This window comes from Bifidobacterium favimelis (assembly GCF_037963085.1).
Lineage (GTDB): Bacteria > Actinomycetota > Actinomycetes > Actinomycetales > Bifidobacteriaceae > Bombiscardovia > Bombiscardovia favimelis.
Genome location: NZ_JBANDZ010000001.1, coordinates 498,299 through 525,080, shown reverse-complemented (window position 1 = coordinate 525,080; position 26,782 = coordinate 498,299). Strand labels below are relative to the sequence as shown.

At 63.7% G+C, this 26,782-nt stretch carries 19 protein-coding genes and 2 tRNA genes; 9 read left to right on the top strand and 12 right to left on the bottom strand.

All coding sequences use genetic code 11. The features are described 5' to 3' along the window. The first annotated feature begins 167 nt into the window (after positions 1-167). From V6584_RS02050 to V6584_RS02030, 5 genes are all read left to right on the top strand, one after another. Positions 168-241 (top strand) — tRNA-Pro (locus tag V6584_RS02050). A 362-nt stretch (positions 242-603) separates the two neighbouring features. After that, on the top strand, positions 604-1,791 hold the full coding sequence (locus V6584_RS02045) for an MFS transporter (RefSeq protein WP_340468770.1): 1,188 nt from the start codon (positions 604-606) through the stop codon (positions 1,789-1,791). Positions 1,792-1,924: 133 nt separating this feature from the next. Beyond that, a complete protein-coding gene (locus V6584_RS02040; RefSeq protein ID WP_340468769.1) occupies positions 1,925-4,090 on the top strand; it encodes a DUF4037 domain-containing protein in 2,166 nt (721 codons plus the stop codon). Between the two features lie 36 nt (positions 4,091-4,126). Continuing rightward, positions 4,127-4,801: a DUF4125 family protein gene (locus tag V6584_RS02035; protein ID WP_340468768.1), complete on the top strand. Its 675-nt coding sequence runs from the start codon at positions 4,127-4,129 to the stop codon at positions 4,799-4,801. Between the two features lie 14 nt (positions 4,802-4,815). Then, entirely contained in the window at positions 4,816-6,411 is a 1,596-nt protein-coding gene (locus V6584_RS02030; RefSeq protein WP_340468767.1) for an alpha/beta hydrolase family protein, read from the top strand. 136 nt (positions 6,412-6,547) lie between these two features. On the opposite strand, the gene V6584_RS02025 is transcribed toward V6584_RS02030, so the two are convergent. After that, positions 6,548-7,255: a hypothetical protein gene (locus V6584_RS02025; RefSeq protein WP_340468766.1), complete on the bottom strand. Its 708-nt coding sequence runs from the start codon at positions 7,253-7,255 to the stop codon at positions 6,548-6,550. Then, complete coding sequence (locus V6584_RS02020; protein ID WP_340468765.1) at positions 7,242-9,095, bottom strand: PspC domain-containing protein; 1,854 nt, start codon at positions 9,093-9,095, stop codon at positions 7,242-7,244. Before V6584_RS02020 ends, V6584_RS02025 begins: the two co-directional genes overlap by 14 nt. Positions 9,096-9,207: 112 nt before the next feature. On the opposite strand from V6584_RS02020, the gene V6584_RS02015 reads away from it, so the two are divergent. Together V6584_RS02015 and V6584_RS02010 are read left to right on the top strand one after the other, a co-directional pair. After that, positions 9,208-10,536: an ATP-binding protein gene (locus V6584_RS02015; RefSeq protein WP_340468764.1), complete on the top strand. Its 1,329-nt coding sequence runs from the start codon at positions 9,208-9,210 to the stop codon at positions 10,534-10,536. Positions 10,537-10,695: 159 nt separating this feature from the next. Further along, positions 10,696-11,409 (top strand): LuxR C-terminal-related transcriptional regulator, encoded by a 714-nt coding sequence (locus tag V6584_RS02010; RefSeq protein WP_340468763.1) that lies wholly within the window; start codon positions 10,696-10,698, stop codon positions 11,407-11,409. Between the two features lie 16 nt (positions 11,410-11,425). Here V6584_RS02010 and V6584_RS02005 read toward each other — a convergent pair whose 3' ends face one another. Next, positions 11,426-15,319: a glycosyl hydrolase 115 family protein gene (locus tag V6584_RS02005; RefSeq protein ID WP_340486144.1), complete on the bottom strand. Its 3,894-nt coding sequence runs from the start codon at positions 15,317-15,319 to the stop codon at positions 11,426-11,428. A 411-nt stretch (positions 15,320-15,730) separates the two neighbouring features. On the opposite strand from V6584_RS02005, the gene V6584_RS02000 reads away from it, so the two are divergent. Then, positions 15,731-16,735: a LacI family DNA-binding transcriptional regulator gene (locus tag V6584_RS02000; RefSeq protein WP_340468761.1), complete on the top strand. Its 1,005-nt coding sequence runs from the start codon at positions 15,731-15,733 to the stop codon at positions 16,733-16,735. A gap of 177 nt (positions 16,736-16,912) precedes the next feature. Here V6584_RS02000 and V6584_RS01995 read toward each other — a convergent pair whose 3' ends face one another. From V6584_RS01995 to serS, 9 genes are all read right to left on the bottom strand, one after another. Further along, positions 16,913-18,124: an MFS transporter gene (locus V6584_RS01995; protein ID WP_340468760.1), complete on the bottom strand. Its 1,212-nt coding sequence runs from the start codon at positions 18,122-18,124 to the stop codon at positions 16,913-16,915. Between the two features lie 221 nt (positions 18,125-18,345). Further along, the gene (locus V6584_RS01990) at positions 18,346-18,957 is read right to left on the bottom strand and encodes a YbaK/EbsC family protein (protein ID WP_340468759.1); all 612 of its coding nucleotides are present in this window, start codon (positions 18,955-18,957) and stop codon (positions 18,346-18,348) included. Positions 18,958-19,184: 227 nt separating this feature from the next. Further along, positions 19,185-19,652 (bottom strand): hypothetical protein, encoded by a 468-nt coding sequence (locus V6584_RS01985; protein ID WP_340486142.1) that lies wholly within the window; start codon positions 19,650-19,652, stop codon positions 19,185-19,187. 322 nt (positions 19,653-19,974) lie between these two features. Beyond that, positions 19,975-21,042, bottom strand: a complete 1,068-nt coding sequence (locus V6584_RS01980) for a hypothetical protein (RefSeq protein ID WP_340468757.1) — start codon at positions 21,040-21,042, stop codon at positions 19,975-19,977. Continuing rightward, entirely contained in the window at positions 21,029-21,688 is a 660-nt protein-coding gene (locus tag V6584_RS01975; RefSeq protein WP_340468756.1) for an ABC transporter ATP-binding protein, read from the bottom strand. Before V6584_RS01975 ends, V6584_RS01980 begins: the two co-directional genes overlap by 14 nt. Next, positions 21,685-22,779 carry a peptidoglycan-binding protein gene (locus V6584_RS01970; RefSeq protein ID WP_340468755.1) on the bottom strand — a complete coding sequence of 365 codons (1,095 nt, stop codon included), beginning with the start codon at positions 22,777-22,779 and terminating at the stop codon, positions 21,685-21,687. Before V6584_RS01970 ends, V6584_RS01975 begins: the two co-directional genes overlap by 4 nt. Further along, positions 22,776-23,465 (bottom strand): hypothetical protein, encoded by a 690-nt coding sequence (locus tag V6584_RS01965; RefSeq protein WP_340468754.1) that lies wholly within the window; start codon positions 23,463-23,465, stop codon positions 22,776-22,778. The genes V6584_RS01970 and V6584_RS01965 overlap by 4 nt, the downstream gene beginning before the upstream one ends. A gap of 517 nt (positions 23,466-23,982) precedes the next feature. Beyond that, positions 23,983-24,067, bottom strand: a tRNA-Ser gene (locus V6584_RS01960). Positions 24,068-24,261: 194 nt separating this feature from the next. Next, positions 24,262-25,548 (bottom strand): serine--tRNA ligase, encoded by a 1,287-nt coding sequence (gene serS / locus V6584_RS01955; RefSeq protein WP_340468753.1) that lies wholly within the window; start codon positions 25,546-25,548, stop codon positions 24,262-24,264. Between the two features lie 129 nt (positions 25,549-25,677). On the opposite strand from serS, the gene V6584_RS01950 reads away from it, so the two are divergent. Further along, positions 25,678-26,769, top strand: a complete 1,092-nt coding sequence (locus tag V6584_RS01950; protein WP_340468752.1) for a diacylglycerol/lipid kinase family protein — start codon at positions 25,678-25,680, stop codon at positions 26,767-26,769. Positions 26,770-26,782: the final 13 nt, after the last annotated feature.

Here is a 26,782-nt window from a genome sequence, read left to right as displayed (position 1 = left end):
GTAGACCATTGTACGCAGGTCTTGCTACACCGCCGACAGTCGACAATCCCTCTCCGGACAGGCCATGGGGAGGAAACGTCGGCATGTCCGACCGCCCGTCGTCCCTCCCGGAACGCCACGCCGGCTGGCTTTTCACCCTGGACCGGTGTAATCTTGGTACGTTGTTGCGGGGTATAGCGCAGCTTGGTAGCGCGCTTCGTTCGGGACGAAGAGGCCGGGGGTTCAAATCCCCCTACCCCGACATCTGCGCAGCCCATCCTTGGGCTGCTTTTTTCTTGCCCCGTCGCCTCAAGGCCCGAGACATGACCTTCCGCCCTGTCGAACAAGGCCGACCTCCAAGGGCCGATGCCGGCCATGGACGCGTTGCGTATATATGACCCCTCACCCTGACGGTCTGCCCGACCCGATGGATGCGGACTGCCCCCCGGCTGCATGGGACCTGCAGATCGTGGAGGCACAGCCTGCCGCATCGGCCTGGCCGTGTCCCACCGTCCGGTTCACCCCGCGACGCGGTCAGCGGGGTACACTGGGCAATCGGTGCCGGAAACCACCTGCATCCCTATCCTGTAGCAAGATCCCACCCCGTGAAGAAGCAACCGCAGCATGAAGAAGAGTCTCATAGCCCTGGCCTCGGGCGCCTTCGCCCTGGGGGCAGCCGAATTCGTCATGATGGGGATACTCCCCCAGACAGCCCGGGACATGCGGGTCACCATCCCCCAGGCAGGCCATTTCATTTCCTCCTATGCCATCGGGGTCTGCGTGGGAACCCTTATCCTGGTCTTCGGCCGCAAGGCCCGCCCCAAGTATCTGATTGCATCTTTCATGATCCTGATAGCCGTGGGCAACGGGTTGTCGGCCCTGGCAGGCAGCGCCCCCATGCTCCTCCTTGCACGCTTCATAGCCGGCCTGCCCCACGGGGCCTTCTTCGGGACCTCCGCCTACATAGCCCGCTCCACGGCCGACAAGGGACGGGAAGCACAGGCCGTGTCAATCACGATCACCGGGCAGACCCTGGCGAACATGCTGGGGGTGCCGGCAGGTACCTTCATGGCGGAGAACCTGAGCTGGCGCCTGGCCTTCACGATCCTGGCCCTCTGGGGGGCCGCCACCATCATCCTGGTGATCAGGTGGGTTCCCGACATCCCCCCCGTGCCCGACCGTGGGATCAAAGGGCAGTTCCACTTCCTTCGGCGCAGGGGTCCCTGGGTGGTCCTCGCGGCCGTCTTCGTGGGCAACGCCGGCATATTCTGCTGGTGGAGCTATATATCACCCTGGCTGACGCATGTGGGCGGATGGGACCTGGGCAGGGTCTCCCTGCTCATGATGCTGGCCGGTTTCGGCATGGTGGTCGGCGGTCTGGCAGGCGGCGCGCTTTGCGACCGGTGGAAACATGCCGGCACGGCGGCCCTGGGCCAGCTGCTCGCCTCCCTGGGCCTGCTCCTGGTCTTCTTCCTGCCCGGGTCACGCGCCGTGACTGCGATCCTGACCTTCCTCATCGCTTTCAGCCTCTTCTTCGTTTCGACACCGCAGCAGGTCCTCATGGTCGAAGTGGGCGAGGGCGGCGGCGAACTCATCGCCGGCGCAGCCACTCAGGTCGCCTTCAACTTCGGCAATGCGGTCGGTTCCACCCTGGGCGGCATGGCCCTGAACGCCTCGGGGATGGACTACCACTATCCCGCCCTGGCCGGTACCCCCCTGGCCCTGGCCGCCTTTGCCCTACTCGTCTTCTACTCCTGGCGCTGCGAGACGGACACCGACGCCCTCAACAGGCTCCATCCGATCAATTTGTGAGAATGGCCCGACACGTGACAGGACCGCCGCCCTTCCGGGAGCCCTGCCGATCCGTCGCCCTGGGCCCGACCTGGCCTTAGGATTGCAGGTAGCACGCGGAATCACAGCGGAGACCGAGCGAAGGGGAACGAGCATGGACGCAGCAAAAAGGGGCGAGGAACCGGCCTGGCCGGACCGGCCTTATCTGAAGCCGGACGGAACCTTCGACTCCCAGGCCTTCCTGGACGGCCTTGACGCCATATTCAATGCCGGCAAGGCCAGAGATTCGGCCGAGCCATACCTCCTCCAGGCCCTGGCCGATGCCGAGAACGTCGGCGATGAAGCCGGCCTCCTGACCGTGCTCAACGAGACCATGGGCTTCTACCGGTCGCAGGGACGGCATGAGGACAACAAGTGGATGATCCAACGGGCCATCGAGCTTGCCGCCAAGATGGGTATAGAAGGCACCCAGGCCTGGACCACCACACTGATCAATGCCGCCACGGGGCTGAGGGCGGCCCACAAGTATGAACAGGCCGAAGACCTGTACCGGCAGGCCCTGAAAAGCTCCGAGGCTACCTTCGGCCCCGGTGACCGCAGGCTGGCCGCCCTCCACAACAACCTGTCCATGCTCTACAGCGAGACCGGGCGCTTGGCAGATGCGGTGAATGAGCTGGAGGAGGCCCTGTCCATCCTGGAGTCCTCCAGCCCCGACCCCACCACCGACCTGGATGTGGCCTCGACCCACACCAATCTTGCCCTGGCCCTCCTCCAAGAGGCCTCGGCAGGCAGGGGCGCGGGCGACCTCATGAGCCAGGCCGACCGGTCTGGAAGCGCCGACAGGAATGAAACCGTGGACCGGGCCATGAAGCACGCCGAAAAGTCCATGGAGATCTACCGGCATGGCCACCTGGAAGGCAGCGCCCACTATGCATCCGCCCTTGCGGGCTATGCCCAGGCCCTCTACTTCAAAGGGGACTTCACCAGGGCGGCCGCGACCTACCGCAAGGCCCTGTCCATCATCGAAGACCGGTATGACAGGGGGAGCGACTACTACAAGATCACCGAGGAGAACCTGAACCAGGTCCTTGAGGCCGGAGGGGACCGATCGGACGCAGGCGGGGAAGGAAACGCCGCAGACAGGGTCCGGTCCGACACCGCCGGCCGGCAGGGGCAGGAGGAACGAGCAGGTCGGAAGGACCACGGCAACCGGGGGGAAGGGGACATGGCCCTGCCGGATGCAGGGATGTCGGCGGGTCCGGCAAAAGGCACACCCTCCTACACTCACCCCCACGCCTGCCATCCCGCAATGACGGGCCTGCAACTGTCCAAGGCCTACTGGGAGGAATACGGCAAACCCCTCATCCAGGAGAAATACAAGGATTACGAGGGACGGATAGCCGCCGGGCTGATGGGTCATGGCTCCGAGTGCTACGGCTTCGACGATGCCGTCTCACGGGACCATGACTTCGGCCCTGGCTTCTGCCTGTGGCTGACCCATGAGGACAACCAGGCAATCGGGGCCTCCCTCCAGGCGGACTACGAGGCCCTCCCCCAGGACTTCATGGGCTATGGGCCACGCGAGTCCAGCGTCCGTGCCCGGGGGGCCGGCAGACGGGTGGGCGTCTTCGAAATCGGCGACTTCTTCCAGGCCCTCACGGGTTACCGACAGGCCCCTGCGGACGACAGACCCCACGAGTGGCTCCTCCTTGACGAGGCCACCCTGGCCGCCGCCACGAACGGCCAGGTCTTCGCAGACCCCCTGGGCCAGCTCCTGGCCACACGTCAGGGATTCAAGTCCATGCCGGACGATGTGCGCCTGTCGCTGATCTCCCGCCGACTGGGAATGATCGCCCAGGCCGGCCAGTACAACCTGCCCAGGAGTCTGGAGCGTGGTGACGGGGCGGCCGCCATGCTCTCCATCAACGAGTTCGTCAATGCAACGGCCTCCCTGGTCTTCCTCATCAACAATCCGATCACCGTGGGATACCTCCCCTATTACAAGTGGCGGTTCGCAGCCCTCCACAGGCTGAGCGCCAGGATGGCGTCCAGACTGGGCGGGGTGGCGGACGAACTGGAAACCGTCCTCCGCCTGGCCTCGGCCGCCTGCTACGGGGGTGCCGGCTTCGGCGAGGGGGGCAGGGGGGCCGGTCCGGCGGCGGGACAGATACACGACATCGTCGAGCACATATGCAGCCGGATCGTCACTGAGCTGCGGGAGGAGGGGCTGACCTCCTCCCGGGAGACATTCCTGGAGTGGCAGCGTCCATACGTGGAGGCCCACATCGACAGCGAAGACCCGGTCCTGCACAGCATCTGAGAGCGACCCGCCGGTTGGCGGGGAAAGGAGGTCGGCATGGAGAAGGCCGACAGGGATCGTGAGGACGAGGGGGCCCGGACCGGGACCCCGGAGGGACAGGACCAGCTGGTGGAAGAGGTGGTCAGGCATGAGTGGGACCAGTTCCAGGAGGTGAACAACGAGGGAGGCCCCGCCAACTGCCAGGGGAACTGGCCGGTCTTCCACCAGATGAGAAGGAGCCAGTTCCTCGTCTGGCCCCTTGACCTCCTGTCCTCCTACGCAGACGACCTGGACCAGGCGGACAGGTCCGGGCGCAACCTTCTGACGGAGAAGTACGGGCGGATGATGGAGTCCACCGCCCCCGAAGACTACCGGCGGAACATCACCCCCTACCTGCCCAGGCTGGGCCTGGAACGCCAGGCACGTCAGGAGGCCATCATCGACCGGGAGGTCGCCTGGGCCAAGGATTTCAAGGGGCGGTATCCCCGCCTCGGCAGGCAGATGCGTGTTCTGAGAACCAGTCAGGACACCGGATCGGCCACCTCCTTCGAGACTTACCTGAGGGGGGAGTTGGGGACCTACTCGGCAAGGACGCTGGACCTGTATGAATCCATGGTCAGGAGGATGGCCGACCAGGGTCGGAATCTGACGGAGGAGACCATCCTGGCAACGGTCCGTCAGAGCGGCTTCGATGATCTTGAACAAGCCGAGGCGGCCCAGAGCACCGATTGAGTAGAGTGGGTCGGGTGCGAAACATCAAGAGGATGCTGGGACCGGCCATAGCCGCCATCATGACCCTGTCCGCCTTGGCCCTGCTGGGGGTCCTCATGACCCCCCACTGGCAGGTGGAGGCCGAGACCGGCCATATCAGGGTGACGGAGCGGAAGACGGCCATTTCCTCGCGTCTGGGCAGGACGGCGACCGAGGGCACATACGCCACCAAGCAGACCCGGGTCAAGGTGGACCTGGGGGGCGGTGTCAGCGTGAATGCCATCGTCAGACAGCCCGAGGGGGTCAGGGGACCCGTCCCGGCCTGCCTGTTCATCCACGGGGCCGGCACCGGCAAGGCGGCGGAAGTATACGGGGACCTGGCCGGCGCCCTGGCTTCGGCCGGCATCACCACCCTGGTCCCCGACAAGCGCCTGGACACCTACACGACCTTCCACAGGGACTACAAGGCCATGGCCGACGACTACGGGCGGTCCTTCGACCTGCTCAGGTCATGGCCTGGGGTTGACCCCGCCAGGGTGGGCGTCTACGCCGAATCCGAGGGGACCTGGATATCGTCGGTCATGACCGCCTCCCGCAAGGAGGTCGCTTATTCGATCATGACCTCCCCGCCCGTCTACCCGGGCCGCAGCCAGATGGCCATGGCGGCCACCGCCTACCTGGACCGGGTCGGGGCCCCCGACGGGATCCGGGCCGTCATCCCCAAACTGCTGGGACTGGACCTGTCGGTCCTGGGATTGGAATATGCGGACTTCCCCGCCCTGTCGTACCTGGACGGACTCACCCAACCCCTCCTGGTCAACTTCGGCACCGAAGACGTCTCCATGCCGATTGAACAGGGAGCCAGGGAACTGATCGAAAAAGCCGGGGAGGCCGGCAACACGAACGTGACCCTGCGCTACTACCCCACCAATCATCAGATGCGGACAGGAAGCAGCCTGTCCAAGCCCGGTCTCCCGCTGGAGCCCCACTACACGCATGACTTGGAAGACTGGATCAACGGGGTGGCCATGGGAACGGACGCCCACCAGTGGGCCACCCCCATGGTGGCCGGGTCACAGCCCGCTCAGCGTTTCGCGGCCCCTGAAGAGATGGGACCGGGTCTGATCACGAGCCTGCGCACCCTCCTCCTCCTGATGGCGGGAGGGCCGGTCCTCCTCCTCGCAGCCCTCATCGGTTCCGTCTGCCTGGGACTGGCAGGGCATGGGCGAGGGAAATCGGAAGGAAAGATAAAACCGGACCGGACATCGCCCGGATTCGGCAGGAGCATGCAGGCCCGTCTGTGGATTCTGGGAATCGGCAGCCTGGCAGTCCTGGCGCTGACCTGCCTCTATGCGGTCATGGTGGTCGGTCACGCGCTCAGTCTGAATGGATTGTCACCCACGGAAAGGACCTCTTGGCCCGCGCTCAAGGTGGCGGCCGTCATCCTCGCCCTCATCCTGGCCTCGGTCCTCGCCGATGCCATTTCCGGAATCTTCCCCACCCACGCAAGGGCGATGGGGGGCAAGGGGCAGGTGGCCGGGCCCGGACACTGGATCACATTCGCCCTTACCGCGGCCGGATCGGCCCTTATCCTGGTCGTGCTGGCCTTCTGGGGCCTGTTCACCATCTGAGAGGCCGGGCCTCCCTCTCTACGAAAAGAACGAAATTCCGGCAGGCCACGATGGGAACCGCCGGAACTCCTTTCACGCATCCATCAACGCGGATGCCCGTTCAGCCAAACCGGCCCAGGGGCGTCCGCCATCCCCGTCATTCCCCCTTCTTATGGGAGTGCAGGCTCCTGTACAGGACCCATCCCAGGGCGACGATCAGGAGGATGATGCCGACCAGGAGGCAGACGGCCGGAAGGACCTTCAGCCAATCGAAGGCGTGGCCGACCCCGAGCCCACACTGGGCGAAAGCCAGGCCCAAACCCAGACAGATGACGGCGCACAGGCAGACCAGGCCCCCCCAGATCACGGTGGGCTTGCTTACCCCGCTCGGACGGTTCGGCCGCTGCTCGGCAGGAGCCGGATCCACCACCGTGTACATGGGCGCCGAAGACCGTGGGAAGGGGGGGATGTCATCGCGCAAACGGGAGGCAGGTCCGGATTCCGCAGGATCTGCAGGACCTGCGTCATCAGGGCCGCCGACCCCCTCATCAGGATTCTGGGCATCTGCCCCCTCCCGGACCGTCGGGGTCCCACCCTCCGGTTGGGCGCTGACCGGGGAAGCCGCACGGTCCTGCCGGCCGGGCTGGTCATCAGGGTCAGCGGAAGGTGCGGTCGCGTCGGCATCTTCCCCCCCGTGCCCCCTAGTCGGAGCCGTCTCGGTCCTATTCGTCCCAGTGTCTCCGCGCCCCGAATCGATCTTGGCGATCTGTTCCGTCATCGCCTCATCTCCGCCTGTCCGTACGGGGTCTGCCTTGATGGGCTCGGTCCGCCCCTCGTCTTCCCGGCCTTCCTCATCTGTCGTCATGGTCGTCTCCATCATTCTTTGTCTTTGTCCCCGCATCTTTTCCCTGCCCGTCATGATCGGACCCGACCCCCTGGTTCTTCTTTCCCCATGGAACGGTTGCATGGCCCTTGTGTTCCACCGTCATACGGCCGTGGATGGCCGGACTGACCTCGATGTAAAGCTCGGGATTGCCGGAATCGCCGTAATCGTCGGAGGGATCGACGCCCGGACCGGCCACCCAGTCACCCTCCCGGTAGCCGTCGGACCGGGTCTGGCGGCCGGACATGATGTAGTCCCACCAATCACGGGGGGTGCCGCCATCAGCCTTCCCGCCCGTGTCACCCCACAGGAAGTCTGTGTGATATTGGCTGAAATAGTAGGTGCACTCCTTGGGAACCAGGATCTTGACATCCGCAAATTCCACGGCCAGTTGAATCCTGCCGGCCGGGCATCCCGAGTCGGCTTTCCTCCCCTTATAGTCCACCCTGTGCGTGCCGTTGTTCTTTTCAAAGTCGGACAGGTCGAGGACGACCCTCCCCTGCTTCGACTCGTCTCCTGTGAAAAAGTAGCCTCGGGCGTAGGCCTTCATGTCCCTGGTGGTGGATCCCATCACCCTGCCCATGCCCTCTCCGTTGACCACCAGGTGCTGGTATCCAGCCATTTGCTTCTTGAATCCATTTTCATAGATGGCCAGATTCGCCACACCGACCGTGACAGACAGGAGGGAGATGACCGTCAACACGGATATGACCGTCAGACCCCCGGAACGCCGCCCCACGGAACCGAGGGCGACGGTCACGATGCCCACGAGGAGGCAGATGCCGGCCGTCCAATACAGGGCTACACGAGAGACGTCAAGGAATCCGGTCACCTTGTTGAAGGTCACCAGGGCCGTGATGGCACCGGAGATGAGGATGAGACCCATGACGGAAGCCACTATGGCGAACCCGGCCGGCCTGCGACGCAGCCGGCGCGCCGGCCTCTTGACTGTCGGCGTGTACCGACCGGGACCGGAGCCCCCCCACCCGGGTGACACTGACGAAGGAGCGGGACCGGCGGCATACGCAGGTCCGCCGATGCCGCCGGAAGCCGGTCCTGCCTGACGGTCAGGAGCCGTCCGATAATCCGGGGCCGCCCCATACCAGCCCCTTGAGCCATAGGCCGGATCAGCCCCGCCTTCCGGGCCTTCCCAGCCTGCCAGGAAGGGGGAGGGCCGGTAACCTTGGTCGGTGTCTTGGCGACCTGGTCCATCATCGGGACCCTGAGGCGTCCAAGCCCCCTCGGGGTTCCACCCGCCCTGCCCGTAACCGGGCCCGCGCCTGTCGGAAGGGGCATGACCTCCCTCCTGCCGATGCCAGTCCCCGCCCTCATATCCGTCCATGCCGCTCATCGCCCTCTGCCGGCTCCAGCGCAGGAAGAGGTAGAGCAGGCCGGCGGCAACCGCGAGCGCGAACAGTCCGACGCCCGGAAGGCAGAAAGTGATGATCAGGCAGATGATGACACCGATGGCATCACCCCTCCAACGCCCGTCAATCAGGTCTTCGCACACAATCGTGTCATCCTCGTCAGGAAGGATGAACCAGGCGAAACCGTAGAACGCCAGGCCTGCCCCAGCAGCGAAGACGCACAGGAGCATGATGGCGCGGACGAAGGAGGGGCTCCAACCCAGACGACGGGCCAGCGCTCCGCATACCCCTCCGATCCACCGGTCGTTCGTCCTGACCACGCAGCTTTCACGAACCCAACGGAAGAACCAACGTCCACCGCCATCCTCATCACGGGGGGCACGTGGCGGCCTACCCTGCCCACGGGGATCACCCGATGGGGACATGCCGGTCTGATAGAAGTCGTTTCCAGTCATGACACCATTACATCAGGTCGAAGGAGCGGCACCCATCAGGGAACACCCTGATTTAACCCTGAAAAAGTGTCCATGGCCTCCCGGAAAACAGATGTTCGTAAATAATGGAAGCATGAGCAACGAGTCCACAGACCGGCGGGGAATCCCCCAACCGCCTCCGCTCCTACCTGCCCGCCTGCCCCTGATGAGGCCGAAGACCGGGCGGGTGCTGAGCGGGGTCTGCAAGGGGGTCAGCCTCCACCTGGGCATCGGCGTCACCCCGGTAAGACTCGTGACCGTCCTCCTGGCCCTGACGGGCATCGGCATCCTGCCCTACCTCTTCCTGTGGGTCTTCGTCCCCCAGGGGGATCCGACCGGGTTCCTCGGCATGCAGAACCCCGCACAGGCACCGCTGGCCAGGGGGAACACCGCACCATCCGGGCGGGCGGTCCCGCAAGACCCCGTCCAGTCCCCGCCGTCTAACGAACCATCTGACCTGCGGCAGAGTCTGAACACGGTTTCAAAGCCTCAGCTGATCGCCGCCCTGGGGGCGGCCTTGATTCTTCTCGGGCTCTTCCAGCTTCTCATCGGCGTCAAGGAGAGCATGATCCTGCCGGCCATGCTCTTCTGCGGGGGCATCATCCTGGCCTGGCTGCGCTTCGAGGACAGCGAACCCCACCTGCCCACCCTCTTGATCAGCCTGGGACTGATAGTGGGGGGAATCACCGTCTACGTCTTCAACAGCTTCCCGGTACAGGAGGCCATCTCCATCATGGCGGTCGCCGGCATCCTCCTCCTGGGGATCGCGGCGACGGCGGCCCCCTGGATCAACTCACTGATTCAGAAGCTGAGCACCGAACGGGCCATGAAGGAGCGCGAGGAAGAGAGGGCCGACATGACGGCCCACCTGCATGACGGGGTCCTGCAGACCCTGGCCCTGGTACAGCTGCACGCCGACCAGCCCCAGACCGTCCTGGCCCTGGCCAGGTCCCAGGAGAGGGACCTGCGCAACTGGCTCTACCAGGACCGGACCCCGTCCGACAGGTCCGTGGGGGCCGGGCTCAAACAGATCGCCGCCCATGTCGAGGACGAATCCGGCAAACCCGTCGAAGTGGTGATAGTGGGCGATGCCCAGCCCAGTGCACAGACCGATGCCCTCCTGGATGCCACCAGGCAGGCCCTGGTCAATGCGGTCACCCACGGTGAAGAACCCATCTCCGTGTACTGCGAGTCAGGCAGGGAGAAGGTCGAGGTTTTCGTGCGGGACCACGGACCGGGCTTCAACCCGGACGAGATTCCACCGGACCGGTTGGGAATCAAGGAGTCCATCATCGGAAGGGTGAGAAGACGTGGCGGCACCGTCGAAATCGTATCCCGCAGCGGGTGGGGGACGGAAGTGCGCATGCACATGCCCCTTTCACCGGCCGGCCAGCAGGATGGCAGGGGGCAGGCCCACGGATGAACGATGCCGGGGGGGCCGCCCCTGCCGGGATGCTAGAATGCGGTCCAGCGGGCCTGGTCCGGCCGGTGACGATGGTGGAAACCGGCAGACACCCGTGGACCCCATGGCGGGGACAACCATTCACCATGCTGGGGCATGGAAGATTGAGACGGCGGTCGGATGATTTCAGCACAGAAGGCAACAGACGGAGAATCCACGGCTACAACCAGACGGGCGACCCCCATCCGGGTGGGGGTGGTGGATGACCATGAGATGTTCAGGACCGGCGTCATAGCGACCCTTCAGCCGTATTTCAGCATAGTCGGCCAGTCCCCCGACGTGGACTCTTCCGTGGCCATGATCGCCGACACCCGGCCCGATGTCGTCCTCCTCGACGTCCATGTGCCCGGAGGTTCAGGGGGAGGCGGCGCCGAGATATTGACCAGGTCCCAGCCCATGTCCCCCCGAACCGTCTTCCTGGCCCTGTCCGTTTCCGACTCCGCCCAGGATGTGGGTGCCGTCATCAGGGCCGGCGCCCAGGGCTACGTGACCAAGACCATCTCCTCCAAGGACCTGATATCCTCCATACGGCAGGTATATGAGGGTTATGCCGTCTTCTCCCCCAAACTGGCAGGCTTCGTCCTTTCAGCCTTCCACGCCGGCTCGGAAGACCCGGCCTCCCCAATCGAGGACGATGAACTGGACCGTCTTTCCACACGGGAGCAGGAGGTCATGCGCCTCATAGCCCGCGGCTACACCTACCGGGAGGTGGCCGGCGAGCTCTTCATATCGATCAAGACCGTCGAGACGCATGTCTCCAATGTCCTGCGCAAACTCCAACTGTCCAACAGGAGTGAGCTGACCCGGTGGGCCGCCGACCGCAGGATCGTGTGACCGGGTCTCCCCTTCCTCACGCCGGAAGGGGCCAGTCCCGCTCCAGGGGAGGCCGGATGCCGTCTTCGGCAAGGTAGATCCGGCTTATTTTCATCCCGGCACGGTGAGGGGCGATTCCAAGCCGGTGTCCCCCCTCCCTCAGCTCAACCTGGGCCAGCTCGAACCAGGCCCAGACATGTTCCGTGGCGTAGGTCATCAGATGCCCCCCGGGCGGAAAGACACAGGCCGAGTCCAGGAGGCTCCCGTCCATGAAGAGATGGCAGGAATCCTCCAGGTCAGAGGCAAACTGCGCCAGAATCCATAGGCGGTAAACACCCGGCCGTGCCAGGTCGAAAGCGAAGGTCATGCGAGGGGCCGTCCACGGATCCTCGCAGACGCTGCCCGCCGGTTCAGCCCTCATAGCCATGCCCAAGCCTGACCGGATGGGGGCGTCCGTATGGAACCAACCCACCCCGGGCACACCACCTGGTGACAGCCAGGCCCTCCGTCCTCCTGCCAGGCAATCAGCGACCTCAATGGCGATTCGGCCTTGAACCTCATGGATGGATCCGCTACGCGGACAGGAACCAGGATGGTCATCGGCCTTCGCCGCGTATATGGTGCCACAGCGGCCACTTCGTTTCGCGGAAGAGGGGTAGACCAGGTTCGGACGTGTATAGAGGCCTGCCTGGGCCCAGTAGGAGCGGTCGAAGTAGGCGACCGCCTCAGGGGGAAGGTCATCAAGGTCGATTCCATAGCCGCGTACGGCCATAAGGCGCAGCCTATCATCCAGGTCTCGTCGGGATGGGCAGGGCTGGAAGCCGGATGCCGGACCTGGCCATCCGGAGAAGTCCGGGTGGTCACGGCCCTTTGATCCCTCCCCCTCATGAGGACCGTGCTGGACAGCTGGCAGATGGCTGCCAGCTGTCAGCCTTGTGCTGAAAGAGGGTCCCAGATGGCCAGCCCTGCGGGGCCTTGTGTAGATCACCACCTTGTCGATGCCGAAAGATCTGTCCATGACCCGCAGATCCAGACGGTGGGGGCCCACATCCAGACGGGGAAGGACCAGGGTCAGTCTCTCGGCGTTCTCCACGATTGAATCCTGCCAATTCCCCTTGAACTCATCCGTGGTGGGCGATTCGACGATCCCGGCTTCGACCCCGTCGACTCCCACCCGAAGACGAATCCGACCCCGGGAATCAAGGGTGGGCAGGCGGTGAATCTCAAGAGTGTGGATGCCGGCCGTCATAAGCCAGAAATCCAGAGAGAGAAGGGTCGCATTGCCCACATCACGTACACTTTGCCCGACGGTCTGCATGATGGGGTTGGCGAACCTGCCCAGGTCCGCCGTGGCCAGCCATGAGCCGGAGCCGGATGGATCGGGACGAGTCAGACCCGTGGAGGGATCCATGCTGATGAAGCCATCGGCCTCCACATAACCTATGAAACCCGGGTCGGGACCGGGGCCGGCACCCAGTTGGATAGACACGACCCCGCATCGGCCCACAGCCTTCCCGGCTCCCGCTTGCACGCCGTCCCGTGCCGGAATCGCGGTGATGGTCAATGCTGCCCTGGAGCCGGCATGGCGGTGTGGATCATCGATCATGACGTGGACTCTGACCTCATCCTCGACAGTCACCTGCGAACAGGACAGGTGTACCCAATCCTGATCGGCCCGCAGCCGGCAGCGCTCGTTCGCGGATCCCTGTGCATACAGGTCCAGCCATTTATCTGACGACCCATACGGGTCGAACGAGAGAACGGGGGAACGATGGCCGTGAGAAGGTTGGCCTGCGGAAGACCCGGCGGGCAGGGGGGAGAAGGTGTCAGAAGAGGAATTGGCGGGCGGGGCACAGGCATCGAAGGACCAGGAAAGGGCTCCCAGGCTGAAGACCCCGTCCTCCCCTTCCACAGAGACGGCAAGCGAGGAAGCATCCCGGTCCGGCGGAACCGCGGGGACCACGCCTGCCGGACCGGAGCTTGGATCGGGATGGCAGGGTCCTGCACCCCCGATCCCCGGCTGGGTCCCTCGAATCCAAGCTGCGGGAGAAGGGCGACAGGTCGGGTGCTGGGGAAGGGTAGGGGGCGGAAAGGTGTCCGGAGTGAAGATGTCCTCCCACTTGCCTCCTGCCAGGACGCGGTTGTACCAGTGCACCAGAGCACGGATTTCACATCCGTAGAGGTGGGAGATTTCGGTTTGCCGATCGGCCGCCCGGTAAGCCCGTCTGGCATAGTCCAGCCGACTCCTGTCGGCATGGTAGAACTGAGCGCACACGTAGTGCATGAGCGCGATCTTGAACCCGATCAGTTCGGCATAGGACTCCCGGAGCCTTGGATCAAGGCTCTCTTCAAGCCTGAGAGAACGGGCATCCAGGTCCATGATGGCGGCCAACCGGTCACCCGCCTCGTCCCCGTAACCGGACTGGGCAAAGGAGCATTCGTGGAAGTGCTCTATTTTGGTCTCGTTGTTGATCGCATAGTATGCCATGCACAGGTCTGCGGCCTCCTGCCCGCAGGTGGATCCGAAGGTCTGCTCGAACCATCTGGCCACGAAGTCACGGGCTTGCAGGCATGATGCCGCCCTGCCAGCGTTCCAGGCCAGGTGCAGGAAGTATGACCCTTCCAGTTCCAGACGTTTGACGGCGCCCAGGTTATCGACCCAGACACGGCGGATGCCGCTGTCCCAGCACTTGCCGAGCTGGTCCCACATGAGGGCCAGGGGGGTGGAAGAGGTGCAACGGTAACTGGTTCTGGGTGGTGCCCAGTAGGAACTGTGGTAATAGACCCCGTTGCCCCCGCTACGTGCGGCTTCGGCCCTGTCGGGAAGACGGCGCATGTAACCGTAATTGTCGTTGACCCACATGATGGTGACATCGTCGGGAACCCTGAGGCCGGCATCGTAGAGGGGAAGGACCTCCTTGTAGGGGATGAAGATCTGAGGAATAGATTCCGGGTTCCGGCCCAGGTGATCGGCCAGTATGCTTCTCTGGTCTGCGATGATCTTTTCCATGAGGCCGACCCGGGCCTTGACCCGTCCTTCATCGTCAAGACCGGGATCGTCGTCGATGACCCGTGTAGTCAGGCCGGTGTCATGAATCCCCCTCATGCCCACGGTCCATGTCACCTCGTAATCCCGGTTCATGTCAACGCTCTGTGCCCAATATTCTCTGATTTTGTCCCGGTTCCTCCCCGGCAGTGAATAGTCGTAGGCGACAGGTTCGCCCTGTGCCTTCACCCAAGGGTCCCATTCATGCTGATTGCTGCGCAGGAGCATGTCACAATGGCTGCTGCCGATGACCAACCCCATCGTCTGAGCCAGCTTGCCGTTGCGTGGGTCGCTGTTGAAAGCGTTGACGTGCATTGCCGGCCACAGGTAATTCCCCCTCAACCTCAGAATCAAATCGAAGACATGCTCATAGGTGACGGGGCCGATTGTTCCGTCAGCGGTGTGCGAACGGGCCCAGTCGTCCAGTTCCTCCTCATCGTTTATGAAGAAACCCCGGTATTTGACCGATGGCCAATCGTAGACGCACAGATCCCGTGGAATGCTGACGAACGGTCTGCGTCTGGGCGGCACATCCGCCCACCAGTGCAGGGGGGAGACACCCATGGCCTGGCTGAGAGTATAGATGCCGTATATCGTCCCCCTCCTGTCTGTACCGGCGATGTAGAGGGTGTCGTCCCTGACTTGAAGAGTGAACCCCTCCCATCTGAGGGTCCCCTCCTGTCCGTTGAGTGGGGACACGTCCAGGTTGCGGACAGCGACAGCCGCATCAAGAGGGGCCGATCTTCCAAGGGTTCCGACACAGATCGTCGCTCCCCCCTTGCCGGCCGGAAGTGACGGCCCCGGTCCTGCACCGGCCACTGCCTCCAGATCGTCCTTGAGATTGTCTAGGGCGATGAGGACGGCTGGGTCCTCCTCTCCATCCACAATCCATCGTGGACCTTGCCCGTTACCCGCAATCACCAATCCGTCCTTGCAATCGACCGTTATGCTTCCAGGTTCCGGGTGAAACAATGTAGCCATGGGGCTTTCCTTCTCTGCCGCCTGACCAGTCCTCGGCCGGGGATGAAGGAGGCGGCAGACTCAGGTTAGTCTGTGCACAGAAATATTTCAAGGGATGCAAACTTTTCTGTATAGCTTCTCGGGACACCTCTCAGGACCGCAGAGACGGTTGCCGCCGTACTGCGGTGACAGGCAGGAAGACATCCCTTCCGAGCGGGACCGTCAAGGCCGGCAGCAGGCGCACAGGCCTGCCCCCTGTCCACCCGGATACGGAACTCCCCCTTCAACTACCATGTTTGTAGATGCAGCGACCCACAAAGCAATCGGGAGGATGGAATGACCAAAAAAGTGACCCTTGCCGACGTGGCCGCCAGGGCCGGAGTCGCCGTCTCGACCGCCTCCAAAGCCCTGAGGGACAGTCCGCAAGTCAGCGGCTCCACCCGGATCAGGGTGCTCAAGGCGGCCAGCGCCTTGTCCTTCCCCCTGCAATCCGAACGCCGAAACATCCAGGCAACCGCCCCCCGCCGGTCCGTGGGACTGGTCACCTCCGACCTGAATGGTCAATTCTCCATGCCCATTCTCATCGGAGCCGAAAACTACTTCGGGGTGGAGTCCATCCCCGTCTTCCTATGCAACGCCGGCCGCGACCCCTCACTTGAGCAACGCCACATAGACAACCTGCTGGCCTACGGGGTCAAGGGCCTGCTCATGGTCGGCTGGCGGACCGACCCACGGCCGCCACTGCGTAACTGTCCGGTGCCGGTGGTCTACGCCAACCAGGCGTCACAGGAGACAGACGACTGTTCCGTCATCACGGACAACGTCAAAGTTGGTCATCTCCTTGTCAGCCATCTGCTGGACGGAGGGTGTCAACATATCGTCGTCATTGCGGGGGATCCTGCTTTCCGCTCGTCGGTCGACAGGCTCAAAGGGGGCCTGGCGGAGCTTGAGGCAAGGCATCTGGAACCAGCCGCCGTCATACGTTATGGCGCCTGGGACGAAGAGACCGGCCGTCGAACCATGCAAGACCTCCTGGATCGCAAGGTCACCTTCGACGGCGTGGCATGCGGCAACGACGAAATTGCCCGGGGCTGTCTGGACATCCTCCATGATCGGGATGTGACGGTGCCTGACCGGGTATCGGTCGTCGGTGTCGATAACAGGGCTGTCATCGTGGACAATTCACGCCCCACCCTGACCAGTGTCGATTTGGACCTAAGACAGATGGGAACCCGGGCGGCCAGCCTGCTGTCGGATATGCTGGAGGGTGGGTCCCATCACGGAATCGAAAAGGTCGGCGGCACCCTTGTGCAGCGCGCTTCCACACGGATGCCGCTGTAGGAAATGATCTTCGAATCAACCCGCCCTCATTGACTGCTCTTGTCGCTGATCCGACCCTTGTGCCTTGGCAGGCACATGCCCCATCTGCTCCGACAAGAAGGGCGTAAGCAGGAGGGCTCAGGGCGGGACGGGGATGTCCCACACGGCTCCCGATCGGGACTTTGCCGCAGACAGGCCTCAGGCCGCCGATCTGGCCTCCAACCGCTCATGGCCCAGCACCATGCCTGCAAGCAGAAGGAGAAGATAGGCCGGGAAAAGGGCGATGGAGAAGTGCCCGGCCATCAATCCGAAGACCGGAGGGGCCAGAAGCGAACCGGCGTTGGCGCTGGCCATCTGAACACCTATCACCGCCTGCGAGCGCCGGACGCCGAAGTGGGCGGGGGTGGCATGGATCATGCAGGGGTATATGGGGGCCGCCCCGAGACCGACCAGGATCAGCCCGGCCAGTCTTGTCCATTGGCCGGGTGACGGCAGGAAGACACAGAGGATCCCGGCCAGGAGTATGGCCTGCCCCGACCTGACCATGACCGGATCATTGAACTTCATGGTCAGGAAACCCCCCAGGGCCCTGCCCGCCGTGATCCCAAGATAGAAGAGGCTGGCCCACCGGGCGGCGGCCACCCTGTCCAGCCCCCCTTCCAGGGTCATGTAGGTGCTGGCCCACAGGCCCACCGTGGTCTCTATGCCGCAGTAGCAGAAGAAGGCCAGCATGACATCGGCCACACCCGGGATGCAGACCACCTCCCTCAGGGGGATCGGCCCCCTGTCCTCCCCTGAATCCTGGCGGGGTTGGTCAGGGGGTGGCACAGAACCCCGGGAACGCCTGCGTCCTGCGCCGCCCCCCTCACCCTGCCAGAGGGGGAGACTGGCGACTATGACCAGGGTCAACACCGCCTGGGCCAGGGCTATGTAACGGTAGCCCCAAGGCCATCCCTGACCCCGGGAGAGGGCGAAGCCCATCACGTAGGGTCCGATGGCAGCCCCCACCCCCCACATGCAGTGCAGCCAACTCATATGGCGGCTGGCATAGTGGACGGCCACATAGTTGTTCAACGCGGCATCCACCCCTCCAGCCCCCAGACCGTATGGAAGGGCCAAGGCCAGGAGGACCCAGTATGAAGGAGCCAGGGAAAAGCCCAACAGGGATAAGGCCGTCAGCCCCACTGAGCAGGCCGTCACCCTGCCGACCCCCAGCCTGCGGGTCACCCTTTCGGAGAGGAGGGCCGAGATGACGGTACCGGTCGATATGACCATGGATATACCGCCTGCCCATGAGAAGGGAACGCCCAGTCCCCGGCTCATGGAAGGCCAGGCGGCCCCCAGTATCGAGTCAGGAAGGCCCAGGCTGATGAAGGCCAGGTAGATCACGGCAAGCAGAAGACCGGCCATCGCCCTCCGCCTCCTTCACCTGTCATCGACAGCATCCCACCTGCTACGGATGCAGCAGCGGATAGCCGCCGAAAGGTCCCTTCCGCCCATTGCCAGGGGATCGCACGAATCATCACGGAGCCCCCGCTGCGGGTCACCGATCCAGCCGCTCGCAGCATTCAGCCCAGGATATACGGTCCGGCTGGACACACCGGGAGCATGAAGGCTTCCCCGCCTCATGATCACGGACGGTCGGCATCTCCTCCCACCCTCCAGGTCACGACATTGCCGCAAAGGCTGTCCGCGACCATCGGCAGGCAGCGCTTGGGAATGAGAATCGAAGCCCGGTTCGTGCCCGCGTGGAGGGCCGTCTCCCCCCTGCCGAGGACCAGGCCCTCTTCCAGGACCACAGTCGTCACGGTCCCTGGATGGCATATCAGGTCAAAGAGGGAGACCGAACCGGGCACAGACCCTAGTGAGCCTCGGAGCCTGTCTGGAGGGGCCAGGTGTAGGCGACGTGTGCCTGCAACGAGGCGGACCGCCTTCAAATCCGGTCTTACCAGGGCAGGTGCCACCACCAACACGAGGGCCCCGCCGGCATCTTCCAGTAAGAGGCACTTGGACAGGTCGCAGGCGGCGATGCCAAGCAAATCGGCCACTCCTGCGTCCAACCCCTCTTCGACCGTCCCTATGGCCGGGTGGCGGACCAGACGCCAGGGGACGCCCAGGCGGTCAAGGAGGCAGACAGCGGGCCCCTCCTCTGCAGCCTGCGCAGAGTCGGGGCCATCACTTCTGAAATCAGCGGTTCCGTCACCGCCGGACCGGGGTCCTCCCCCCTGGCTGCCTCTGTTCATGTCTTGGCCCTCCCGGATGCAGGTCGGCTCGTATGGGAGCCAGTGTATCCCGAGGGCGCCGACCGTACATTAGGCCTTCCGCCGATCCGACACGTCATGAGAAGGTGCGAGCCGCACTCCCCTGTTCCGGGGTTGCGACTTGCCCCCCATGGTCCTCATGCCGGCCTCGAAGACCGGCACGGGTCACGAAGGTTGCGTCCCCGCGGACCGATGGCGGGTCTTGGCGGTCACTCATCCGAGACTTCGGAAGAGGGCTTGAGCTCCTCCTCCTTTTCATGGACGCGCTTGCCCCCGATGCGGTAGTAAGCGTTGAAGGTCCCACCGGTCGTCATGAGCACGACCAGAAGGATGAGCAGCCAGATGTTGTCCTGGGCACCATAGCTTTCCAAGGTCTCATACGATGACGTGATCATCTTGAACCAGCCTGCCAGCGAAACGAAATACCAGGCCGTGGCCTTGTCGATGAAACTGATGGCCTGGTGACGTTCGCTCTTCGTCTTCGTGGCTTCGCGAAGGATCTTATAGCCCCGCCTGCGCTCCATCTGGATCTTGATGACAGGAATCAGCCACCACCAGGGAGAGACCATCTTCCACTTCTTGCTGACCTTGTCGAAGTCATCCATCAATTCCTGGTAATCCTTCAACTCCATCAGACCCTGGTACAGGGGGAAAGAATAGAGCAGCCAATCACCCATCAAAGACACGATAGCAATGAAATGTTCCAATGCCTGAGACCCCTCCCAATTGAACTCGACCGATTATCTTAAACTGTAGATTAAGCTGCGGTTATATTGATGCTATTCCGCATAATCAACTTTTGGGCGTGTCCGGGAACGGATCAGCAGGAAGACCGTACCATGCGCAACCGCCTGAACGGGGCACTCCCGATGATCACGGATGACGTTCAACATCATCCGGCACCTTGTACAACACCTAAGGCCGAGATTTATTCCCCCCCCCCGAATCTACCCGCACCACGACCCCAGGGAGGGGGAGGAAAACAGGGGAACGCCCTCCCTACTCCCGGTTCTTGAAATGCCGGAACAGATCGCGCTCGCGTATGCCGCCGGCGCCTGCCAGGCTGCCGGCCACCTGTCCCAGGAGGGCCGTCAGCAGAACCGGGACCAGGGAGGTCCTGGTCAGGTCAGCCAGGTCCGCCCCCTTGACCAGGAAGGCCGTAACCAGAAGTGGAACGGTCAGGGACATGGCCAGGAGGAGACAGGCTGAATGTTCCAAGGTCATTCTCACCATCATGGAGATCTTGGGTTCACGGGCATGGAGGTATCCCGCAATCTCCAGCCTGCGCCGACGGCAGGCGAGAATGGCCGTCAGAAAGCACAGGAGGGCCGGCGTATAGATGAGGGGGCGGGTCAGCCTGGTCTCGAAAAGCGCATGTGGGTCGAATTGATCCCCCTGGCTGTAGTTGATCTGACCGGTCTGAGAATCGCTCAGGTCGGTCGAGAATTTGAGGGACTGCCGCAGGGTGGCCGTGGCATCATCCCGCAGGGGCCATATGGATGCCCAGCACTCGTCGAAGTCTCCGTCCGGGATGACGGGGACCAATGCAGAGTACCCCAGCCTGGTGTCCCTGCCGTCCTCCGGCCATCGGTAGACCCCGTCCACCGTCATTTCCCCCTCTGTCGTCTCCAATGTGGACCCGGGATGCAGGCCCAGCTTGTCCGCCACTGCGCTGGAGACCCATAGGCCCCCTGTCCCTCTGCCCTCCCCCTGGACGATGCCCAGGAAGGGTTGGGTCACCTCATACGTGTTGATCGTGAATCCCGGTGCCAGAAGGGGCTTGATGGCATTCCCCTTCCGCAGGGCACCGGACTCCCCCACACCCGTGTTTCCGGTCAAGGCATTGCAGGCGGCGGGGTCCACCGCCCCCTCTTTCTTGATGAGTTGCACGTTCGAAAGGGCCGACCGGTACCCTTGGGCCCGGTTTTCGATGTCGGCCACCTGGTACATGTCCATGCCGGCGCAAAAGGCCAGGACGCATGCGAACAGGAGGGTCAGGGCCATCGGCCGGGTCATTCCTGTGTCAAGGTTGCGTCCAGCCTCCCGCAGGGTTTCAACCAGCCTCATCGCCCGTCCCTCCCTCTGGAAGGTAGTCTTCCAAATCCAGCGTCAGGTCGCAGACCTGAGCAACCGCCGGATCGTGGGTGGCGATGATGACCGCCATCCCCCGACCGGCCAGGAGCCGCAGGCTGTCCGCAACCTGGCGGGCCGAACGCATGTCCAGCTGGGCAGTAGGTTCATCCACCAGGAGGATGTCTGGCCTGGAGCAGATGGCCCGGACCAGCATGAGCCTCTGGGCCTCGCCACCGGACAGGTCGGCAAAGTGTGCGCGGGCCCTGCCGAGCAGTCCGAACTGGTCCAGGACACCCCTGGCCTCCTCTTCCGCCTGCGGCCGGGGCTCTTCCTGGGCCACCAGGGGAAAGGCGGCGATGTCGAGGACCGTACGGCGGTTGGGGCCGTACGGGTTCTGAAAGACCCAGCAGACCCTGGCACCCTGTTGCAGGTCGACCCGCCCGCAGGTGGGCCTGTCCCATCCTGCCACCAGGGAGAGGAGGGTGGACTTGCCCGAACCCGAGGGGCCGGTCACGGCCAGGGTCTGGCCGGCCGCCACGGTGAAGGCCACATGCTGGTACAACATGCCTGTTCCGGTGAAGCGATGGCCCAGATCGCTCACCAGGACCATGGGGCCCTGTTGGATTCCGGTCTTCGTCATGGTCGGATTCCGCAGGTCCGTGCGGTGATGGCCTGGTTGAGGTCTACGGAGTCGAAGGTCTGGTCGGACGAGACCATGACGAAACCGCCCTTGGACCCCAATATAGTGATGGGACGGGCCTTCCCCCCTGCCTGCACGCAGGCCTTCTGCCCGTTCCTGCCGAAGACCGCACCCACCGGGATTTTGAAGGCCCTGACCGGATGGTCGAGTTTCAGCTCGGCATCGACTCCTGCCTCCAGGGCATCGGGACTGCCCGCCAGGTCGGCGTATTCCTTGGTGGATGCCAGATCGCGCAGGAAGGCGGCTTGCGTGGTCTTGAGCTCCTTGTCGACAGCCCCCTTCTTGCCGAAGACCTCGATGACATGGCTGCCATCCGCCAGGGATTCAGGAGCCCTGGCCACGCTCATGGCTTGGATTGAGCCCTGGGACGCGCCAAGGTCCGGACCGATGTCCTGTCCCATCCTTGGGTTCCATACTCGCAGGAGGTTATGCTCGCCGGGCAGCCATATGACCCTGTCGGGGTCGATCACGCCGTCCCGGGGTGCACCGGCCTTCTCCTGCAGGGTCTGAAGGGCTGATTTGAGGGTCTGGTCGAAGAGGGCCCTGTCGCCAGGGCCAACCGGCAGACCCAGGGTCGCCAACTCGTCGCGCAGGGCGGACACATCGTCCCCCCGGACCCCCAAGGACATGCTGCGGTAGAAGGGAATGGCGGTGTGAAGAGCCAGGACTGGGACCCCGTCGATGCTGAGCGGGGACTGGCCGGAGACCAGATCATCGCCCCGGCCGACCCGGAGCCCGGTAACCGTCCCCCCTCCCTTCCAACCGATGGGCATGTCGGGGGTCACGTCGAAGTGGACCTTGACGGCATGGGCATCAGAGAATTCCTCGATGGAGACAGGGGCCCGGTCCGCCGGGCGGGGAGCCTGCAGGGCCACAGGCACGAATCGGGAGGAGATGGCCGCCCCCACACCACAGCCAAGACAGACAAGGGCCAGGGAGACAAGGACCGCCAGGGCCGCCCGGGACCCTCCCCCACTCCTGCCTCTGGGGGAACGGGCACGCTCTTGACTCCCCCTTCCGGAAAATTTCACTTGGCCGCCGCCTTGTCAACGCCTATATCGAGCCCTCCCAGACTGGTACAGTACCTGGCCTGGGCCCCCTTGTCAGAGGAAAGGGAGTAGCCCAAAGCCTCCTCTGGATCCGAATCCTCCTTTCTCAACTGCTCCAGTCCCTCGTTGAATCTGGCTGCCGTGTAGTCATCCCCCACGATCTTGGAATCCCGCAGGCACTGCACGGCCACGATTCCTATGTCCTTATACCGTTCCGGGTTGTCCTGCTGCTCCCGGTAGTAGCCTTCAATCCGCATGGTGGTGTGCTCGGAGCATGACTTGCTCTGTTTGAACCATGCGTGACCATCAAAGTCGGCACCTACCTTTTCAGCGCTTTTGTAAACCCCGTCGGGCATCTTGGCGTCGTGCTCGTCGAAGCCTGCGTTGGTCATGCACTCCAGATACCTGTTGTGCGCCTCCTCATAGTCGGAGGCCTCTATGCGCCCGGTCTTCGCCGCCCTGGTGAAGACATCGCGCTCGAGGGGACTCAGATCCTTCCCCTTCAACGCCTCCTTCATGTCATCGACAAAGGGCTCGATGTGTTCGGCCTGCTGCTTTTCCTGTTCAAATGACTGGGCTTGAGCGCCGCCCGCACAACCCGCCAGCGCCACGGCCGCCACAAGCAGGGCTGTTACTCCTGCACAGCGAACCTTATACCGGATTGCCATGATGAGAATCACCTCCGATTCAGAAGTTCCCGTTTGGAGTCCGAAGCGCCGGCGGCAGAAACAGCCATTGCCATCCGGTGCCGTCCACGGTCGTCCCCGTACCGGCTTCACATCCGGCTGCGTCAGGAGCAATCAATGCGAAGACGGATCCGGCGTGGGCAGGGGCATGAATGTGACTGCACGGCTTATCGCCCTTTTGTGGCCCTCCCTCCACTGAAGGAACCCCCTTGTCCTTTTTCCGCAGTGAAATCGGCAACGCTCTCACCGCACACTTCGTCGGCGGTCTCATTGTATTACAATCACGGAAACCGTGCGCACCCTACATCTGCCGTCAGGGAGGAAGCTAAGCCGTTCCGGGGAACAGAAACGTCCTTATGGCGACAGGCAGGTCATATCGGGCCCCGGGGTGGGACCACCGGCAGAATCCACACGGAGCTCCGGGCAGGGGTGGAGGACATTCCGGCGATGCAAGACATCGGAAACCTCCCACCAGAGGCTACATACCGGAGCAAAGAAGCGGACAGGGCGGGATTCGAACCCGCGGTGACTTGCGCCACAACGGTTTTCAAGACCGTCTCTTTCGACCGCTCAGACACCTGTCCATACGTCAGTCACAGAACCGCCAGGAAGGTGGGGCCTGTCACAAAGACGCGGATTTCAGTATACAACACCCGGGGGGCCTGCCACACCGGCCCGCATCCGCCCCCCAACCGATGCTGGAGGGCTGTGGACGGGGCGGGCCCGGCCTCCGGGCCATGGCCCGGGCCGGGACCCCGGACCCGGGCGCCAGATGGGCTCAGGCCTCCCACTTGGTGGGTTCGAGGACCTCTTTGCCACCCATATAGGACCTCATGGCCTCGGGGATGACGATGGAACCGTCGGCGTTCTGGTGGTTCTCCAGGATGGCGACCAGCCAGCGGGTGGTCGCCAAGGTCCCGTTCAGGGTGCTCACGGCTCTGGTGGAACCATCATCCATACGCTCGCGGATGTTGAGCCGGCGGGCCTGGTACTCGGTGCAGTTGGAGGTGGAGGTCAGCTCCCGGTAGCGGCCCTGGGTGGGCACCCAGGCCTCGCAGTCGAACTTGCGGGCGGCCGAAGAGCCCAGGTCTCCTGCGGCCGTGTCGATGATCCGGTAGGGAACGTCCACCTTGGCCAGCATCTCCTGCTCCATGCCCAGGAGCTGCTGGTGCTGGTCGCGGGATTCCTCCTGCTTGCAGTAGACGAACATCTCCACCTTGTCGAACTGGTGGACGCGGATGATCCCCATCGTGTCCTTGCCGGCCGCCCCGGCCTCACGCCGGTAGCAGCTGGACCAACCGCAGTAGCGCAGGGGGCCTTCGGAAAGGTCGAGGATCTCATCCTCATGCATACCGGCCAGGGCCACCTCGGAGGTACCCACCAGGTACTGGTCGTCCGGGTCGCGCAGGCGGTAGATCTCATCGGCATGGGAGTTGAGGAAACCGGTCCCGGCCATGACCTCGGGCCTGACCAGGGTGGGGGTGATGGTCGGGATGAACCCGTGTTCCTGGGCCTGGTCCACGGCCATGGTCAACATGGCGATCTCCATACGGGCCACATCACCGCGCAGGAAGTAGAAGCGGGACCCGGAGACCTTGACGCCACGCCGCATGTCGATGCCGGCCACGCCCACACCCAGGTCCAGATGGTTCTTGGGTTCGAAACCCTCGGCCTGGAAGTCGCGGGGGGTGCCCACCTTCCTGACCACCACATAGTCGTCCTCGCCCCCCTCAGGCGCTTCGGGCTCCACGACGTTGCTCAGCTTCCACATGGCGGTGGTATATGCCTCGTCGGCCTCGTCAGCGGCCTTCTTGAACTCCGTGACCTGATTGGAGAGTTCCTTGGTCCGGGCTATCAGGCCGGCCCTTTCCTCAGGGGGGGCAGCGGCCACCTGCTTGCCCAGGGCCTTCTGCTGGGCCCGTGCGCTCTCATATGACTGGAGGGACTCGCGGCGGGCGGTGTCGTTGCGCAGCACCTCGTCCACCAGGTCGACGGATTCGCCTCGCTTGCGTTGGGAGTCTTTGACGATGTCCGCGTGGTCGCGGATGAACTGGATATCAAGCATAAGGCCAGCCTAGCCTCGGAAAAGGACACGCCCGAGGCCACCCGCGCCGCCTTCCTGACACGTAGAGGATTCGTTGACGTCTGGCCGCCCGCGTCGGGTCAGCGTCCCGGCTGCGGGCACAATGGAATCATGCCTAAGTCAGTAGTCATAACCCTGTGTGTCATCGCCATCGTGGTCATCGCCGCAGTCGCTGCGGTGCTAATCATGCGCGCCCGCAAAAGGTGGCTGATGGTGCAGAAGCTGGAGGCACGCGACGACGATCAGGTGCGCTACGCCTTCGTCATCAACCCATCCAAGCCGCAGGCCGCCTCGGTGCGGATACGCATAGAGGAATACTGCAGGGACAAGGGCATACAAGACATACGTTTCATCGACACACAGCTCGACAAGGACGGCAGCGTCTGTGCCGAGGAGGCCCTTCGCGACGGTGCTGGAGTGGTCGTCGCCGTGGGAGGCGACGGGACCGTGCGCACCGTGGCGAGCGCCATGGCCGGCACCGATCACGCCATGGGCATCGTGCCCATCGGCACCGGCAACCTCTTTGCCCGCAACATGGGCATTCCGGTGGGTGACGTGGATGCCGCCCTGGCCGTGGCCACCTCACACGGGTCCAGCCATGTGGACGTGGGCTGGATGTCCCTGCGGGACGGGGCCGAGCCGGACAGGAAGCATGCCTTCCTCATCATCGCGGGGATCGGTTTCGACGCCCTGATGATCGACGACACCGACCCCAATCTCAAGAAGACCGTCAGCTGGCTGGCCTACTTCATCAGCGGGGCCAAGCATCTTTTCGCGCCCAAATACACCGGTGACATCACCGTGATCAGGCCGGACGGCAGCGCACAGATCAACACCTCGGTCTCCTTCAGGACCTTCATGGCGGGCAACTGCGGGGAGATTCCAGGATTCTCCCTGATGCCCAACGCCTCCTACGATGACGGTCTGCTCGATTTCGAACTCATCGACACCACGGCCGGCCTGTTCGGCTGGGCCAACCTGCTGGGGGATGTGATGCATCAGACCATCACCAGGAAGGCCAACCAAAGCCCCCTGTCCACCAATTCGACCATCGTCCAGATGCAGGGCAGCAGGTCTGACATACGACTGGTCGAGCCGGCCCTGGCCCAGGTGGACGGCGACATTCTGGGAGAGACGAAGCACATCCAGGTGACCGTGGACCATCAGGCCCTCTGCGTGAGGGTCCCGCAGGAAGCTGACTGACCCCTCTGTTCGT